Origin of the sequence: Legionella feeleii, from assembly GCF_001467625.1 — a bacterium.
Classification (GTDB): Bacteria; Pseudomonadota; Gammaproteobacteria; order Legionellales; family Legionellaceae; genus Tatlockia; species Tatlockia feeleii.
Genome location: NZ_LNYB01000049.1, coordinates 66,024 through 82,501, shown reverse-complemented (window position 1 = coordinate 82,501; position 16,478 = coordinate 66,024). Strand labels below are relative to the sequence as shown.

Below are 16,478 nucleotides of genomic sequence, written 5' to 3'. Positions count from 1 at the left end.
CATTTGACTACTATTCCCTTGAAATTGTGAAAAATAACAGTTTACGGATTTTTTTATTGTATTCAATTTAAATGGTGATTGAGCCTAGTACCTCATTCTCTCCACCTAAAACCATAATATCTGCTACACGGTAGGCTTGTTGAAAAACATTTAATGCTTCCAGGGTATTATTGAGCACTAGACGTGTAAGCGAACCACTAGCCGTTACAGCAACTAAAAAATTCTTCGAATTTTTCTGCTCTGCTTCTTTAATTATCTTTTCTAAAAAGCGAGCTTCAGCAAGAATAAATTGGTAGCCAGAAAATTTTTTTTGCGCTGTCTCTATGCTCTTATCGTTAGGATCGATACCTATCGCAATAATATTTTTAGGAATGGATAGCACCATTTTTGCAGTTAAGGCCAGACAGTCTCCCAATCCTGTTCCAACATCCACCAACATAACCTCCATATTGGATTTTTTCTGCATAAAAGCAGCTACAGCCTGGGCAATCGATTGCCTGATAACTTCATAGTCTTTATGTGTTTTTTCATCGTAGATTTGCAAATTATCAAACTCTGAAACGGTTAATGCTGGCACTCTGGGACGTAAAAAAGCAGACTCAGGATAAATCCTTGCCTGTGTTAATAATGGCTTCAATTTTTCTAAGACTTCGGGTTCAAGCTTGAATAAAGCAACAACATCATCTTTTCCTGTAATTTGTACCACGGTACCAAGCGGTTTGGGTGGGTATTGATGCCTATCAGGAACGGTAAAAAGATCAATTTTCTTAATTTTTGGATGGGTTGATGATCTAATCGAAGAGACACTAATTCCAGTGTTATCATCGATTAATTGATGCAGGAAGGGCTCGTCTTTATTGATGGGCTGCAGGGCCTCAATAATTACGTTGATAAGCTCGTCGACCTCTTTCATAGCCAACCTGGAGTTAAGCGTTTTCTTAATTATAAGACATCTCATTAAACGGGATTGGAAGATTGCCTATCAATAGGGGTCAAACACCAGGCCAATCCCTTATTAAGCAGCCAAACCCTTATAACCATTCAATGTTATTTAAATTGAAAGCAAGTCAGATCGTTTTCTTCCTCGAGTTTACCCAAAGCAATGGCAGGTTTTAATTCTACGTGCTTATTATCAATCTTGATTATTGTACCTAGTTTCGTTTGCAGGGGATTTCTTTCCAGCTTAACAAAAAGCACTCCCTCTTGCTTGACAAGAACTGGTTTTTTAGCCCCGTCTGCGATAATAAGTTGTACATCAATAGAAAGGTTGTTTGTTTTAATAAAATCAACCAATTCACCCTGGACGGAATCAAAACAAATCTCAATACCAATCTTAAGGCCAAAATAATTCTTAACCGGCGTATCGAGTTGACCCGATTTAAAATAAACTCGACGCAAATCCATCAGATTTAAAAAACCCTCATTGGTATAATCAAAGTCATAGTTTGTATGGGGGTTTCTCTTTTTGTATTTTTGCAGATCCCCTCGATAGAAAAAATACGCTGTGTTGCGATAATAGTTTTCTTGATCAGCCCCTTTCTTGTACCAACACATTGTTCCTGGAACAATTAACATATCAGTATCCACAGAAAGCGCCTGCAATCGCTTTTTGAATTGATTCTTTTGCTCTTGTGTACAATATCTCTTATAACAAAATTCAGAGAGATTTTTAAATAAGTATTCAGGTGCCACAAAAATGGCTCTGGGAGGTTGTTCTGCCTGCTTGACTCCACTTCCACTTAGTGTGTTTTTGAAAGCCTCCAATTTACTTTTAGCCCAAAATGACGGGGATTGTTTACTCGTATTGCCCCCCTCCTTCTTAGCCAAGTATCGTTTAGCAAGAAGAATTCGCTCCTCCAATAGCCTTAGACGCTCGTCAAAAGGGTAAGAATAAAAACTCTCTTCTGGTTGAAAAGCAAAAACCTGCAATGAATCAATAAATTGATTCTGTTCAGGTGACAGGGCTCTCTGTTTTGAAGGCATACAAAAACCGTAAAAAACTATCCGATATTTTCCTTATAACGCTTATTTTTCCATAGCGTTAATAACATTCAACACATGCTCATCAAGCGAGCCACTATCAGAACTTAAGGAAAAGGCAGCGGCTTCTTCATAGAGATGATCGCGCTCCTGACGAAGCTTGTTTAAAAAGGCTTTGTAATCTGGATTCGGCAAAAGCGGACGATGATGGGAAATTCTTTCAAGTTGCACGGAAATACTGACTTTCAGATACACGGTAAATTCAGCAGCCAGTAATTCGCGATTTTTCTTAGTACAAACAATACTGTCATCGGTCGTTACAACAATATATTCCTGATGCTGTTGATGGTTCAGAATCTCTGTCAAACAATGATGAAACGTTGCTTCTCCCTTGCTACCAAGAATATCAGCCAGATTACGACCAATAGAGGGTGCTAATCCAAAGTCCGCATCGATAAATCGCCAACCAAGTTTATCAGCTAAAGCCTGTGCCAAAACACCTTTTCCGGCACCTGAATGGCCGATAATAAATATGCGCTTGGGTAGATTCATCTCAGGCTCTCCTGATTAGTTTAATTTATTTTGCATTGATCATTTTTCTTATTCAATAATAGCAAAGGCAATCTTCATACTGTCTTCATAAGGCATGGAGAAGTTTTTATGAATCAGTTGCTGGCAAACTCTGCTCATGAGCTTATGGGGCAAAAGTGGATGCATAAAACCACTGACGAACCAACCACCATGGATAAAAAAATCAAAGACATCTTTTTCTGTTTTAAGAGAAATTTGAATATTTTTTTCTTCCAGAGTTTTAAGCTTGAACCCACTGTCCTCAACCATACGCTGTAAATGGTTTAAATCTTGCGGAACATAGACTTTCTTTAGAGTCTTCTTTATATGGTAGGCAACCAGTTTGTTAAAAGGATGTGAAGACTCCTCGAGTATAGGTAATAAAGATTGAGCAACTGGAAATGATGCCATGGTATTGGTCACAATTGAAACTAATCCGCCTTCGGCAATTAATTTTCTACACTCGCCAAGAATCGAAGAAAGGGGAACATAAGCCGACACAAAATGGGCGAGAATAAAATCAAAATCCTGTTTTTGGATAATAGCGGATGCCTTGCTAATATCGCCATGATAAGTTGTACAATCGAGGATCCCTTTTGCCCTTTCCAACATTTTTTCAGAGATATCCAGGCCATGTAAATTTGCGTTAGGATAATGCTCTACATAAGGGAGTATATCAGTCCCATCACCCATGCCCAGCGCAAGGATTGAATTGAAGGAGCGATTTTGTGCAAGCGTCAAATCAACGGCCCTATGTTTCGCTTCATTAAGAACCTTAGCACTGATATCTTGATTATAAGTCTTGGCCACCTTGTCATATAAGCGTTCTATTTGCATTTTTAAATCCAATCTGAAGAAATTTGATCAAATCATATCGCTTTATTTACAATTTACAAGAACCCACTTTTGACGTTATTCAAGTCAATGTCGCGGCAAATAGTAAGCAGATTGAGTTATGAACCGAATCTGCTTACCATGAGTTATCTCCAGCAACGCAATTGACCAGCACCATTGTACCAACAGTCCGGGCGTCCAGGAGCGGCGGTTGCATTGGGGCCAGGACTATTGGGTACACATCGACCGAAAGCGGTCATGTGATAACCAAATCCACATCCATTGGCCGCACTAGCAGTTGATGTATACAATACCCCAAAAGATAAGATGGTTCCGATTACTGCTGCACCTACTATCCTTGAAAAAGGTATAGAATGCGTACTCATAACATCCTCCTTGTTTTTAATTGGTATTTATTCATACACCATAAGTATAGAGTTTGATTTTAATTTTGCATAAATATAACCCAGACAGATCGGAATCATCTCATCGCCAACTAAATATTCACCCTAGGAATAACCTCTTTTAGCTGAAGCCAACGAGTTTATAAATCTACGATAAATAGTCTCCCCAGCTGATCGACGCTGATGTTAAGCCTGATTGCGCAGATCGTTACGATATCGGGTTAACCGCTTTGATGAATGGATCAAGAATTCCCGCATCATTTATTTTTGTGGATAGGTACAGAAGAGGGTTCCTGGTACTTCCCTACCAAGTCTTCCAGTCGACTAAGTCTACGGGTCAAACTGCTTTGATGTCCTGCGATGTTCCTACTTGGACTCCAAAATACTTCGATCACGCTCTCTCTTTGTTTAAATAATGAACCTAATCCATGGTTTCCTTCCCATATAGAACCAATATGGGCATTGATTGCAGCAGACAAGCCTTGTTTATTAAGTTTTGTCTCAAGAAGTTTTAAATAGCCATCAACTATAAACCCTTTTTGACTGGTAGATAATTCTTTAGGTACCTGCGTTGTATCAAGAGCAGTCATTAGCAGGGCCGCACATTCCCATTTTTTGCATCGTACAGCGTGCATTAAAATTTCATTAATTACAGGTTTACTAAGTTGAGTTAAATTCATTTCCCATAAAGCCTCCCATGCTCCGCCTGTTGTCATGCGATGAATTAACTTTTCGGGACTAATTGTCTCCAAAGTAAGTTGCAAGATTTCAGGATCACACTCAATCATACTAGCCGCAGCTTCAGGTTGTGCTAAAACAGCAGCCTTAAATAATTCAACCTTGAAACTATCTTCAATAGCGCATCCCAGACTCTCAAGCTCGTACAATATTTTAGCGCTCCCTTCATGTGCTATCGCACGGTAGGCAATGCTGTCTCCTACTTCGTTTTCTCTCTGATCATTAATTATCTCTATTACTAATTGTTTATATTCTGGCAAAAAAAACTTAACAACATCAATATGGCCTTTTTTTATTGAATACTTAATCATGCCATAAATAGGCCATTCTCGTTTATCAAACTCTTTTGCAAAATATTCCAACACTTGAACTTGACGATTTTCTGCTGCCGATATTAATAATTTTTTTAAATCCGCTATCTCAGCACCACATTGCCTTAAGCTGTGAATACAACTAACGCTTCCTAATTTTGAAGCAATTTCCAGAAGACTCTCGCTTGGGCCCGATCCGCCAATTGAGGTTTTAAACTTTTGGTTTATGTCAAATTTAATATTGTGACTATTGAGATGTTCAATAAAAGATTTTAATACAGTGCCATCCTTAACATTGATAAGAGCAATTGCGAAATCAAATATTTTTTGTTGTTTTTCTTTTTTGCTGAACTTATCTTTGAGGATACTCAGGCTTGAAAAAAATTTACCGAGGTTGTCTTTTTGTTGAAAATAAGAATCCAGATAGCTTTGGATTCTTTTAAGGCTGGTTTCGGCAAAAGCAGATTCAAGTACGGCTTCAATTTGATTTAAAGCCTCTTTACTATTATTGATTGGCATACCCGATTTCATTGCTATAAAAGCTAAAAAAGTGCCTAACAGGGCTTTGTTGGATATATTTCCTAGTCTGTAGTTGATTAGAGCGATTTCCATATCCTTCCTCCAATCCGGATCATCTTTAAACTTCGTCTTTGCTTTATCTAATAATTCATCCACGATAGGATCAATCGTAGTCAGTGATAATCCATGCAAAACAAAAAACCCGCTAACAAAAAGTCTGGTCAAAAAACGAGAATCCCATGAGAGCTCTGAATCATCTGCATGATAAAAATGTTGTTGCAACTCTTCTGCGGTTTTAAATAAGGTATGTTCACCAATATTCGGATCAAAGAAAAACAAGCCCTCTTCAGTTTTAAAAACTGAACAAGCATGACTACGATCGTTAAGTTGCAGGAATTGTGAATCCGTAGCATTAAGCGCATCTGCTAATGTAAAAGCACCTGGGCTATCATTATTGGATACTAATTGGGTTTCTTCCCATGACAAACTAGTATGAAGGAATGGATGACGATTCTGTTCTTTCTGGGCGGAATGAACACGATCGATAAAATCTAAAATCTGGGAATAGGTGAATTCATCTTCGTTACAGGTAATAGAAAAATCGCTGCTTGGTTTGCTGGAACCTGCGTAATACATTCGATAATACTGTGCAAGTTTTTCAATATCCTTCTTTGAAAGAGAAGAAATGATTCTCTTGATAGCAAAAAATTCATCTAATTCATTTTTTTTTGCATAATCTAAATAAATCACGGATAAACCATAGCATACCCCATCACTATTTAGTTTTTCCCTGTTTATAAGTTCTGCGAACTCATTATATTTCTGTATAAACTCGCCTTGGGTATCCAGGTTTTTGGAAAACATAACATTCCTTACAAGAGATGGTATAAAGTCGAAAATATCACTTAAAAATGAATCCTAATTATTGGTTTTTCTGCTTCTATTTTAAAAGTTTAAAAAATAGTATAACTTATATTTGAATACTTTTTAACCAAACAAGTCGAAATTAGACCCTTCGAAATAGTGAGAAATCCATTAAAAATGGGACTATGGAGAACAGAAATGAAAAAACGTTACAGTGAAAAGCAGATAATCAAGTCACGGTTGCAACCGAAGTAAGGATTAACTGGAGTTCAGAAGAAGCAATAGAACTAGCAAAATTCAAGACCTGACCCCATTTACCCATGACCCCATTTACCCCTAAATATTCACCCTAGGAATAACATCTTTTAGCTGAAGCCAAAGAGTTTATCAGTCTACTTATAACTATTTTCCTCAGCTGATCCCTCGCTAATATTATCTTAATGTTTATTCTATATAATTTACGATTTAATTTAAGAGTCTGTTTATGAAATATGAATTCTATGTACAACAAATTGACGCACTTATTACGCAGCTAAATGAAAGTACAAAAGACCAAAAACAAAAAATACTAGAAGAAATTAAACGAACAGACCAAACGTACCTTGAGGAACAAGGTATGACCGTTAATGGCCAGGTATTATTTAGCCGTCACGGTGAATGCTCAGGTTGGGGGCAAAAAAGATTTGGTATAAGCCCTAATGCACCTATTTCTGACAAAGCCGCTCAAAATATGGTTACAACAAATCAAGCAACTCAGGCTCTATTATCTCATCCAAATGAAACACCTCGCATAATAATTTCGCCTATGATTCGCGCCATGCAAACTGCTTCACTAATAATTCCTGAGAATATCCAGGCCAATATTTCTATAGAACCTGCTTTATCTGAAAATAGCAGCGCTCCATCAGGCCTTGACGTAAGGTCTACCCAGGATCTTGAAACAGTATCCAAAAAGGCTCCTTTCTTTTCACTAAAACGCATTCTATTCTTTTTAACCAGTTTGATTTATGGAGCAGCGGATTTCAATGCTCTTAACCAGAAGAGGCAAGAAGCGGCTGATAAAATACAAAGTCATAATATCCCTAATCAGGATATTCTCATTGATGGTAAAGTTCCCCAGTCACTGGACTATGATGGTGATAAGATAAAGGATACAAAACAAATAATTAATGATACCACTGAAAAGGATCTGTGGTTAATTGGCCATGGCAAGAATTTTAAAGCTTTTTTTAAAGATTTGTTTAGTATTGAAACAAGTTTTAAATATGGTGAAACCAGAGTTGCTTATAAAATAGAATCAGAAGGCGGGGAACAAACATTATACACTCCTCCCTACTCATTGGTAATTAATCAAAAAACTGGTGAAATAGAAGGACACTATACCGGTATTTCAAAGACATCCATAAAAGAATCTGTGCAACAAGGAACCAACCCAGAAGGAGAGGTTGAGGATTCAATTTTTCCATCGAACGTTATTATGAGAACAGGACTCGGTGCTACAAATACCACAATAGCAACACAAGACATTAGCCAAAGAAAAGAAATAAATCATCTTAGGGGTAATCTAGCTAAGACAGGGATATCTCCAATCCCCTCTGGTAAAAAGCAAGAAAATAACGATCGATTAGATACTGTACCCGAGTCTAATTACGGATTTTAATTCACTGAAAATTTCGTATATCAGTCTATTTTATCTGAGAGCGCCTTGATAAATGCCGTTAAATCGGTCTGTATTGAGATAACTACCCAATACCAAGGCGTAAGGAGACCAAGTGACTACCCCAAATTTAATATTTGGCTGGTTTGTTCACTGGCAGCTACCCTGGCTTTAAACGATGTAGCATCACATTGTCGTCGCTGTCAGTTGAACCATAGATCAGGGTTCGTGCTTGAGTTTTGAATGAGTATCAATTAGAAAATCAACATTCAAGCACTGACCGTATTTATGCTTAGCTTTGAAGTGATTTGTTGGTTTCCGGACTGCCTATCCTTGCTTCTTCAATAATTTTTATTTTGAAAAAGCCTGCGTATTGCATAACCATTTTGAGAAGATCGTGATTAGCCCCACCTTTGAAAAATAAATGGGCGGGGTTAGGCTTGGATTTATCCGCTTGGTTATCGCCGACTACCGCTAGAAATTGCAATGCTGGATCAAGCGCTGCGCTTTGCAATAGAGCATGAATTTCTTTCAATCGAGCAAGGTTTTCATGATGAATCCTGGCTACCTCATCGGGCGATAGGTTTGTAATGTAAAATTCAGGATTATACTCCTCCCTGTATTCTTCGAGCGCTTTCAAAAATATCGGTACGTTTTCAAGATGCTTAGAAATGGTTTGAGCGATTAATCGAATTAAATCAAGTACCGGATCAAGATTACCATCGTGTAGTGCTTTGATTGAATACTTAATTTGCTCAAAAGAAATTAAATCCCTTATTCGAGTAAGATCTTTAGCTTGCCATGCTTTTGCAAGTGCAGGGATGCTGACTTGATAAATCGCTTCCATAAGTAAAGCAACAATATCATTTTTATTTTTAGTGCTTTGCTCTTCTTGAGTTTGCAAAGTTGGAATATTTAATTCAATTTTTAAGAGAGCAGAAACTGCTTTTAATCGTGCGAGATTTTTTTGATGAGATTCAATAAGATCAGCAGGTTTATGACTATGATCGTGAACTGGTCCAGGGCGCATCACATCATATAACTGATATTGATATACTTCTTCATAAAAGGCGTAGTCATTTTTTTCAAGGCGCATCACTTTTTCATCAATTTTTTTAACAATCTCAAGGATGGGCTCGATATCGCCACCGTCTAATGCTGTCATGGCTTTTAAAACCATCTTAGAGCCGCCTTGTCCGCCCAGAGTAGAATCATACCAGCCATGTGAATAAGCAGAGTAGGATTTAAATTTTATTGTTACCAGCGCCTCGTTAGCTAAATGAGCAATTATTTCTATATTCATAATGTCGCCTTTAGAACCTTAAGTCCAAATATTATACTTAAAGTTTATTAATTATTCATCAACTATTGTACAGGAAAGACGCTTATTTCCTAAGGCAAAATGAGAAATCGGTTTCCACTTACGTCAGGTGAGTGAGCTATCAATGGAATCAGTTCGTCTGTTAACTACCTTTCGAATGCAAGCAAAAGTAGATAAGCAATGGAATGGCTATGGTCATAAATCTTTAGTACAGAGGATCTTCAATATGAAAATTATTAAAACGGTGTTAGGGATTGTCTTTTGTACAACATAGCAAACGTTGGACGCAATGGAGAGAATTACGGTTGAAGGTTGTGTATGGAGGTAACCATTCATGGATTTCTCGTGATAAAGCATCCTCCTTTAATCAGTTAAACTCCAATTAGTTACTTTAGGAAGACACTCAAATCCTGGTCTTGCAAAATAATAACCTTGCATGAGTGAAATTCCATTTTCTTTAAACCACCGAGCTTCTTCTGCTGTTTCTATACCTTCAGCAATAATTTTTATGTTTAGCAGATTTACAGTTAAAATGATTCCTTTAACCATAGCTTGTTTTACTGGGTTAGCATTAATATTACGAACCAACTTAATATCAATTTTAATGAAATTCGGTTGAAAATCAGAAAGCAACCCAAGACCGGCATATCCCGCACCAAAGTCGTCAATGGCAGTTGTAAAACCCCGGTTTTGATAATACTGAAAAATAGTAAGTAACTTTTTGGGATCATGAATTTGTTCACTTTCAGTCACTTCAAAAATAATTTTTCCCAAGGGAAAATTTGCTTTTTCTGCGGCGGCTATAGTAGTTCTTATACATAGTTCAGGTGAGTAAATTGCATTTGGTAAAAAATTAATTGAAATGCATTCCTTCATTCCAAGTTTTTGAGCAAGAAAAATACTGCGTATACGGCATTCCTGATCAAATCGATAACGATTTGTATCGTTAACTTTAGAAAGAATCTCTTCTGCCCCCTCTCCATTTAATCCTCGTACTAAAGCCTCGTATGCAAAAATTTCTTCTTTATTAACATCAACGATGGGTTGGAAAGCGAAGGTAAAATCGAATTTGAGATTATTTTCACATAACCCACAGGCAAGATTTAGTTGATCCTTTAAAGTTCTTTTTTTCACAATTTGTTCCCTTTAGGCCTGGAGTTATACGTATCTTATAACCCTCTTCGCTCTTGACCGCATCATTTAATTGTTTGAGTCCCTGATTACCAAATAGGTATGACCCTAATCACTATAATGTCTAAAGAAAAGTTCTGACAGACATTTCATAGGACTTTTCCGGTTAAAAAAAGTATAGCAAACCAATCTACCTGTCTACCGGTAAATCCTCAGCTTTGATTACCCTGAACCGCAATCCAACAATAATAAAATTCACGGCCTGACCCATTTGCCTCGATAACCCATCAAGTCAAAATTAGACCATTCAAAATAGTGAGAAATCCATTAAAAATGGGACAATGGAGAACAGAAATGAAAAAGCGTTACACTGAAAAGCAGATAATCAAGTCACGATTGCAACCGAACCAAGGATTAACTGGAGTTCAGAAGAAGCAATAGAACTAGCAAAATTCAAGCTCTGAACCCCTTTGCCTATGTTTATAACTCCCTCTGTTTATAATCCTTTTTTCAAAATTTGACAGGATAGGTCAGGGTCCGTGCTTGAGTTTTGAATGCGTATCAATTAGAAAATCAAAATTCAAGCACGGATCCTATTTATGTTTCTCACCTTGTCGAGGGTTAATTCTCAACAATAGGTGAGTTGATAGGAGTTTCAGAGGACAAGGCCTTTCGCCTCAGTGAGTGTATTTCTACTGGCTACTTTGTCCTCGTTATAAGTTTTCATAGCGCTAATCATTTCACTACGCATCTCTCGTAATTGCTTGGTATAAAAATCTCTATCGCTTGTAAAATTAAGCTTCGTTCTTACCTCTAAAAATACTTGATCCGCGGTCATCGATTCTGTAATTGCGCTCATCACCTTGTCGATGTAAGGTATTTTTGTTTTGGCGGAAGTACTGTGATCAAAGCTGTTTTGTAGCCAATGTTTTAATAATATAGAATGAATCGTATTAATAAACTTACTTTGATAGTTTCCATCAGAATTTTGGGCTTCCTTGATCCTGAGTAGCCAATTTAAGAAATGAAATGCGATGGTATTTGGTGCTGCGTTTTGCTTTTTAAGTTCTTCAATCACCATGGTGGTCAACTTTGCAGGTGATAATTCAATGATGTCCTTTGTGTTGGCATCCATAATAGTATAGGTTTGATTGGCTAATATGCATTTCATGATATTGATAAGGGGCAAAGATACAGCCTCCCTACCTAAAATTAGATTTAAATCCAACCGTTCATAGGTTTTGGGATCAAGGGTTTCTGAATGCCTGGTAAATAATAAAGGTTCAATTTGGCAATGTTGATAAGCCTTTGCCCAGTAACTAGCCCCATAATCAAAACCAAATTGTGAATTAGGTAAAACATCTTCAGTGGTGACAAGCACGACTAAAGGCATTCCATCGTATACGATATTAAGTGCTTCAACATTTGCAGTGGCAATATCCTGTTTCTGAAGACCAGGGTCTAACTTAAAATGTTCAGAAAGATTCTCGGCATCAGGAAAATGCTGTATAAAACGCGCGTGATTCCCCTGAAATCCATTGATTACACCTCGAGCCCCAGGGGAATGATTTTTAAATAGAGGGTGTGCCGGAACCGTGTATCCATACCCCGAAAAAGTGTCTGTACCTGGTAGTGAGGCGTCCATGACTCCAGCATAACAGGCTATTGCAGTCCCCTTTTTTAGGACTTCCGGACCTCTCCAAAATAAGCCTTTACCAACTTGATCATTAATTTCACACACAACTAGATTAGGTATAATTGTTTCAATCTCTTTCAAATACTTCTCGGCTAGTTGTTGTTGCTGTTTAATTACCCCTGGAAGAAAAGGCATTTGCTGTAAAATAACGGATTCATCAATAGGCTCTTGAGGATAAAGGTCTGCGTAAAGTGCATAACCACAAGCCAAAGTATGCAATTCCTTTTGCTGTATTTGATACGATTCAACCCATGTATCTTCAATAAGTAAATCATCGTGCCACTCAAAATTAAACTGGCGTGCAAACTCTTGAGTACTAATTTCTATAATTTCATCGTTGCCATTGAGTGGTTTTGAGGAGTAGTTAACAGTATGTGTTTTAGGGAGCTCTAACACTTTAGTAGGCATAAAATTATCCTTTGAGATTCTAAAATGGCTAGTATATATGCTTTTGATTTTTTTTCGAAGAAAATCTGATCTTGTTGTTTAATAAACACTCTTATTAATGAATACTAGAGTCAAGATCGCAGTCCCGCTTTGGATTCGAACGCTTAAAAGGCTGGAAAAATGGTTTACTCTGCGACCCCAAACTAATTGGACGACTTAATTAAAGCATGACGCCTTATTTGAAAAATAACTACATATTATCTATCAAATCTAATCAGAGGCTCTATTTCCTTAGTTTCTGCAAGACTATCACAGAGCAATTTATAGTCAATCAATATATTTTTTATATATTGACAGATTTGATCCCATAATTTTCTTTTATCGAAGATAGTCGCAGCATCCGCGTTGGGGCAATCAATCTCTAAATCGAGCAAAGTAATTCCTTGAGGGTTAAACAAAGAGGTTGTAGTTGTCTTTGCATAATACTCATTCCCATGGGTTTCATATACTCTATTATTGGTAGATATTTTTTTATAAATCTGCTCTTCTTTAATCTGTAAACCGTTATCTGTAGGAATAAAATCAATAGTGGTTTGTGGTTCGCAAGCTCTTACGGCACCTGCGTTTACATTACTTACACAATAATTAGTGGCAAAGGGAAAACCAGCTTGGTGGAAATGCATCAGTGCTTGCATTACTAAATCATTTTGAATTGCTAAATCATACTTGTTGAATAAATGGTTTTTAAAAAAAGCAATGAGTTCATCATTATCGGCAAAGGTATCACCGGGGTTTTTTACTTCAATTCCGGCATTAGCTAGCGCCTGTGGAAGTGGTATACCATTTATGCGGATAGGACATATTTCAGCACCACGTGCCCATCGGTTCCAATCTCTACATGCTTGATCTACATCAGTCGTGGGACCGGCAGTATTCTCTTCTTTCCCATAAGCAAAAATACTTAAATTTTTATATTTCCAGTAAGTACTCATTATTTCTCTGAATTCTGCTTTACTCGTTTGGACCGGAGTATAACAAGTTTATCTTAAGTAAAAATTATCTCGTTGAAAAAAATCCATCTCGAATTGCCTCAACACATCTCTTAGTACCGGACAAAACTGAAAACGCCGTCTTTGCGAGCGTTAGCGAATTAATCTAGTTCGATTATTGAACAAAATTCTGTGCCAGGCGTCATGCTTTTAAAACATTGACTGATTTTTAAACTTTGGTAATTTCACTCTATATCAGTTTAATAGCTAATGATTCCTTAAGAATAGGCATATATAATGACAACTTAGCGATTTAATTTGCATGAAGATTGTAATAGTTAGATGACTTAATAGAGGTTAATTATGAGTAAAGGCCAGGCCCAAAAAAATCTGAATGAACGTACCCACTTAATTCAAAGTCAACTAACATCACGTCATAAAAAATTATCGCAACCTATTGAAGCAGCTAAAGAAGGCAGCCTGGATCTCGAAAGTTTAAAGCAATTAAAAATAGAATTAGAAAAACCTGTTAGATTATCAGAATCTTTGTCTATTCAAATAGAGGATTGCCATCCTTCTACAGGTAAATACAAACGCGCACTACCCAAAGGCTACCAATCAGATATTGCTGCCGTAAATAAAGCAATTACCCGAGCTCAAATCGAAGAACAGCAACCTGATCTACAGGGGATGAAAGCAGACATCCAAGCAAGAAAGAGAGAAATTGCTCACACTTTTAATGTCAAGGCTAAAGATGGTATCCAAAAAATAAAAGACATCTGTCAAGCACATAATGTAAAAGAAGTTGGAAAACAGATCGCCGATTTTTTTCATGAAGAACATCGAAATTTAGATTTAGAAGCCATTGGTGATTATTTAAGTAGCCCAGATGCTGAGAATAAAGAAGCATTACAGGCATTTACAGCTCGGATCAATTTAGCGGGTCAGAAATTTTTACCCGCTTTAAGAAATTATTTAAAAACCTTCCTATTACCCAAAGAGTCGCAAAAGATCGAACGGCTTTTAGAAAGTTTTGGCGAAGCTTATTGTATGCAAAATCCTCAAGGGAATCTTGCTGATAAAACAGCTGGATATATGTTAGCAGTGCAAGCGATGTTTATGGCTACTACTTTTCATAACCCCCAAGCAGCCAAATATAAAATGGACTTTAAACAAGTTAAAAATATCTTAAAGGGAGATAATGGTGGCGCAGATTTCGACGAGGATTTTTTACAAGAAATCTATGATGATATTAAAGCAAATCCTTTTGAATTGAATTTCGTTAAAGCTAGCCCTGGATATGAATTCAATTCTCCTACTCTCGACCATGACTCTACTTTTAATAAATTAGATTTATTGTTGCAATCACCTGCAAAAGCTCAAGTTATTTTTCCTGGAATAGGTGAGCACGTCAAAGCAACTGCCGATCAACCAAAATCTTGGTTAAGTATTTTGACTGGATATAAAGGGACAATCACTCTAACTAATGAAAATACACAAGAGATATTAGCTACTCTCCAAGTTTATAGTCCGAGTGTCATTTCCAAATGGATATTTGGAGACACACACAGAGTAATCATACAACCCATTTCCCAAAATGGACTAGTCGCTCAAGCTAAAATAGATTTAGCGGCAAAAATAGCGGCTAGATTTGAGTTACCAGTGACTCATGTTAAAGCAACCTACGACTATCTGAAAGACGATTTACAAGCTGCTTATAATAAAGAGAAAGGACTTATTCCTCCAACAAATTCATCCAAAAACCGTCATAGTTGGTGGTCTTTCACAGCGGAAAAGTCAGAAGCTCAACAACCGGAGAAAAGCATGTCTCTAGGAAGTAACGCCTCTAGTTAGACCTAGCAGCTATAACCTGATATGAATTAGTTACGACTTAATCTGACATCTCTTGAAATGGTGAGGGTTTCCGGTTTTGATAAAAGTGCGGCGTTGTTGCATAAATCAAATTAAATAAGGTTTCCCTCCCATTAACCAGACTGCACTTGTACAGAAGCTGTCATACCCAGTAAGGTCATTTGGTTTAAAGCACGCGTACCAATCCCGCTTTCTGTTTTTTTCTGAGGTAATTCTCTTGCTTTCATGGCTGGGCCAATGATTCGCTTTAAATCATGGTAATTTTTGAGTTCATTCATAACTCCTTCTAATTTCCACATTCGCTGATACAATGTTTCTTTGAAATATTGTTGTTCCATCTCTTCTTTCATTTGGTTATAAAATTCAGCGTACTTATTGCGTGTCACATACCGAATTGGGCCCTTATTTTTTATCTTTGCCAAGCAACCTTTTGCGAAATTGCATGGTTTGCAATCTGAGACAGATGAAATATAGAGTGTGGCGTCTCCCTGTGATTTACAGGGTTTTAATATGGAATTTTGAGGGCATAGATAATAGTTATTTGTCTCATCATATTGGAAACCTGGCTATTTTCAGAGCTCCCACTACGAGAGCTAAATAAAGGAATATATGTTGTGACAGAATTGTCTCTTAAATAAGAAATTATTTCTCCAGAGCCATAGGCTCTATCAGCAATAGTTTCCTTTATAGAATATAACACCTTCGTTTTCACATATCCAAGCTGTTCCAGGTATGGGACTGAATCATGAAGATCAGCATGAAATTAAAAGAACACACTTCTACCAAGTATCCTGGGTGAAACGAAGTTAAATCCGGGTTACAGCCCTGCAGACCTCCACCCAGGCTTGTATCTTTAAAAAGTAGGCAGAAATGCTTAATCTCAAGGGCACTTGGGATGGGAGAAGAGAGCTTGTATCCAGGCAAGGCAAAAAGCCTGAAACGTAGATTAGGCCCTTCTCCCCACTTATCAATCGACCGCACAGTATCTTAGGCCGCCCGTCAAAGTAAGCCTGTATTCGCAAGCTTGGTCAACGATAAATAACCCCAAGTATTTTTACAGCCCATTGGAGATTAGCATGAGCGCATATGAATTTGTAGGAGTGGATATTGCCAAAGATAAATTTGATAGTTCTCTATGTATTAACAATCGCCATAAGCATGCTGTTTTCTCGAATACAAATCAGGGTCATAACGAGTTTTTAAAG

Annotated in this window: 13 protein-coding genes and 1 pseudogene; 3 read left to right on the top strand and 11 right to left on the bottom strand. The window is 37.3% G+C overall.

Annotation, left to right across the window (positions count from 1 at the left end; translation table 11 throughout):
• Positions 1-67: 67 nt before the first annotated feature.
• The 6 genes from Lfee_RS06870 to Lfee_RS06845 form a co-directional block, all read right to left on the bottom strand.
• Complete coding sequence (locus Lfee_RS06870; protein WP_058445212.1) at positions 68-913, bottom strand: hypothetical protein; 846 nt, start codon at positions 911-913, stop codon at positions 68-70.
• Positions 914-1,047: 134 nt separating this feature from the next.
• Complete coding sequence (locus Lfee_RS06865) at positions 1,048-1,983, bottom strand: carbon-nitrogen hydrolase family protein (RefSeq protein WP_058445210.1); 936 nt, start codon at positions 1,981-1,983, stop codon at positions 1,048-1,050.
• 42 nt (positions 1,984-2,025) lie between these two features.
• A complete protein-coding gene (locus Lfee_RS06860; RefSeq protein ID WP_058445208.1) occupies positions 2,026-2,532 on the bottom strand; it encodes a shikimate kinase in 507 nt (168 codons plus the stop codon).
• Positions 2,533-2,580: 48 nt separating this feature from the next.
• A complete protein-coding gene (locus Lfee_RS06855) occupies positions 2,581-3,387 on the bottom strand; it encodes a class I SAM-dependent DNA methyltransferase (protein WP_058445207.1) in 807 nt (268 codons plus the stop codon).
• A gap of 143 nt (positions 3,388-3,530) precedes the next feature.
• Positions 3,531-3,770: a GCG_CRPN prefix-to-repeats domain-containing protein gene (locus Lfee_RS06850; protein ID WP_058445205.1), complete on the bottom strand. Its 240-nt coding sequence runs from the start codon at positions 3,768-3,770 to the stop codon at positions 3,531-3,533.
• Between the two features lie 275 nt (positions 3,771-4,045).
• Complete coding sequence (locus Lfee_RS06845) at positions 4,046-6,220, bottom strand: ankyrin repeat domain-containing protein (RefSeq protein WP_058445203.1); 2,175 nt, start codon at positions 6,218-6,220, stop codon at positions 4,046-4,048.
• Between the two features lie 484 nt (positions 6,221-6,704).
• Between Lfee_RS06845 and Lfee_RS06840 the strand changes: the two genes are divergently transcribed.
• Complete coding sequence (locus tag Lfee_RS06840; RefSeq protein ID WP_058445201.1) at positions 6,705-7,880, top strand: phosphoglycerate mutase family protein; 1,176 nt, start codon at positions 6,705-6,707, stop codon at positions 7,878-7,880.
• A 289-nt stretch (positions 7,881-8,169) separates the two neighbouring features.
• Here Lfee_RS06840 and Lfee_RS06835 read toward each other — a convergent pair whose 3' ends face one another.
• Positions 8,170-9,180 carry a hypothetical protein gene (locus Lfee_RS06835; protein WP_058445194.1) on the bottom strand — a complete coding sequence of 337 codons (1,011 nt, stop codon included), beginning with the start codon at positions 9,178-9,180 and terminating at the stop codon, positions 8,170-8,172.
• A 142-nt stretch (positions 9,181-9,322) separates the two neighbouring features.
• On the opposite strand from Lfee_RS06835, the gene Lfee_RS16955 reads away from it, so the two are divergent.
• Positions 9,323-9,472 (top strand): hypothetical protein, encoded by a 150-nt coding sequence (locus Lfee_RS16955; protein WP_156413369.1) that lies wholly within the window; start codon positions 9,323-9,325, stop codon positions 9,470-9,472.
• 89 nt (positions 9,473-9,561) lie between these two features.
• Here the strand turns inward: Lfee_RS16955 and Lfee_RS06830 are convergent, their stop codons facing one another.
• From Lfee_RS06830 to Lfee_RS06820, 3 genes are all read right to left on the bottom strand, one after another.
• Positions 9,562-10,332: an EAL domain-containing protein gene (locus tag Lfee_RS06830; protein WP_112854550.1), complete on the bottom strand. Its 771-nt coding sequence runs from the start codon at positions 10,330-10,332 to the stop codon at positions 9,562-9,564.
• Between the two features lie 652 nt (positions 10,333-10,984).
• Positions 10,985-12,433 carry an SET domain-containing protein gene (locus Lfee_RS06825; protein WP_058445190.1) on the bottom strand — a complete coding sequence of 483 codons (1,449 nt, stop codon included), beginning with the start codon at positions 12,431-12,433 and terminating at the stop codon, positions 10,985-10,987.
• 236 nt (positions 12,434-12,669) lie between these two features.
• Entirely contained in the window at positions 12,670-13,404 is a 735-nt protein-coding gene (locus Lfee_RS06820) for a hypothetical protein (RefSeq protein WP_058445188.1), read from the bottom strand.
• Between the two features lie 360 nt (positions 13,405-13,764).
• Here Lfee_RS06820 and ralF point away from each other — a divergent pair, with 360 nt between their 5' ends.
• Complete coding sequence (ralF, locus tag Lfee_RS06815; protein ID WP_058445186.1) at positions 13,765-15,255, top strand: T4SS guanine nucleotide exchange effector RalF; 1,491 nt, start codon at positions 13,765-13,767, stop codon at positions 15,253-15,255.
• A 131-nt stretch (positions 15,256-15,386) separates the two neighbouring features.
• Here the strand turns inward: ralF and Lfee_RS06810 are convergent.
• Positions 15,387-15,788 (bottom strand): annotated as a pseudogene (locus Lfee_RS06810) (transposase); the annotation flags it as partial.
• Between the last annotated feature and the right edge of the window lie 690 nt (positions 15,789-16,478).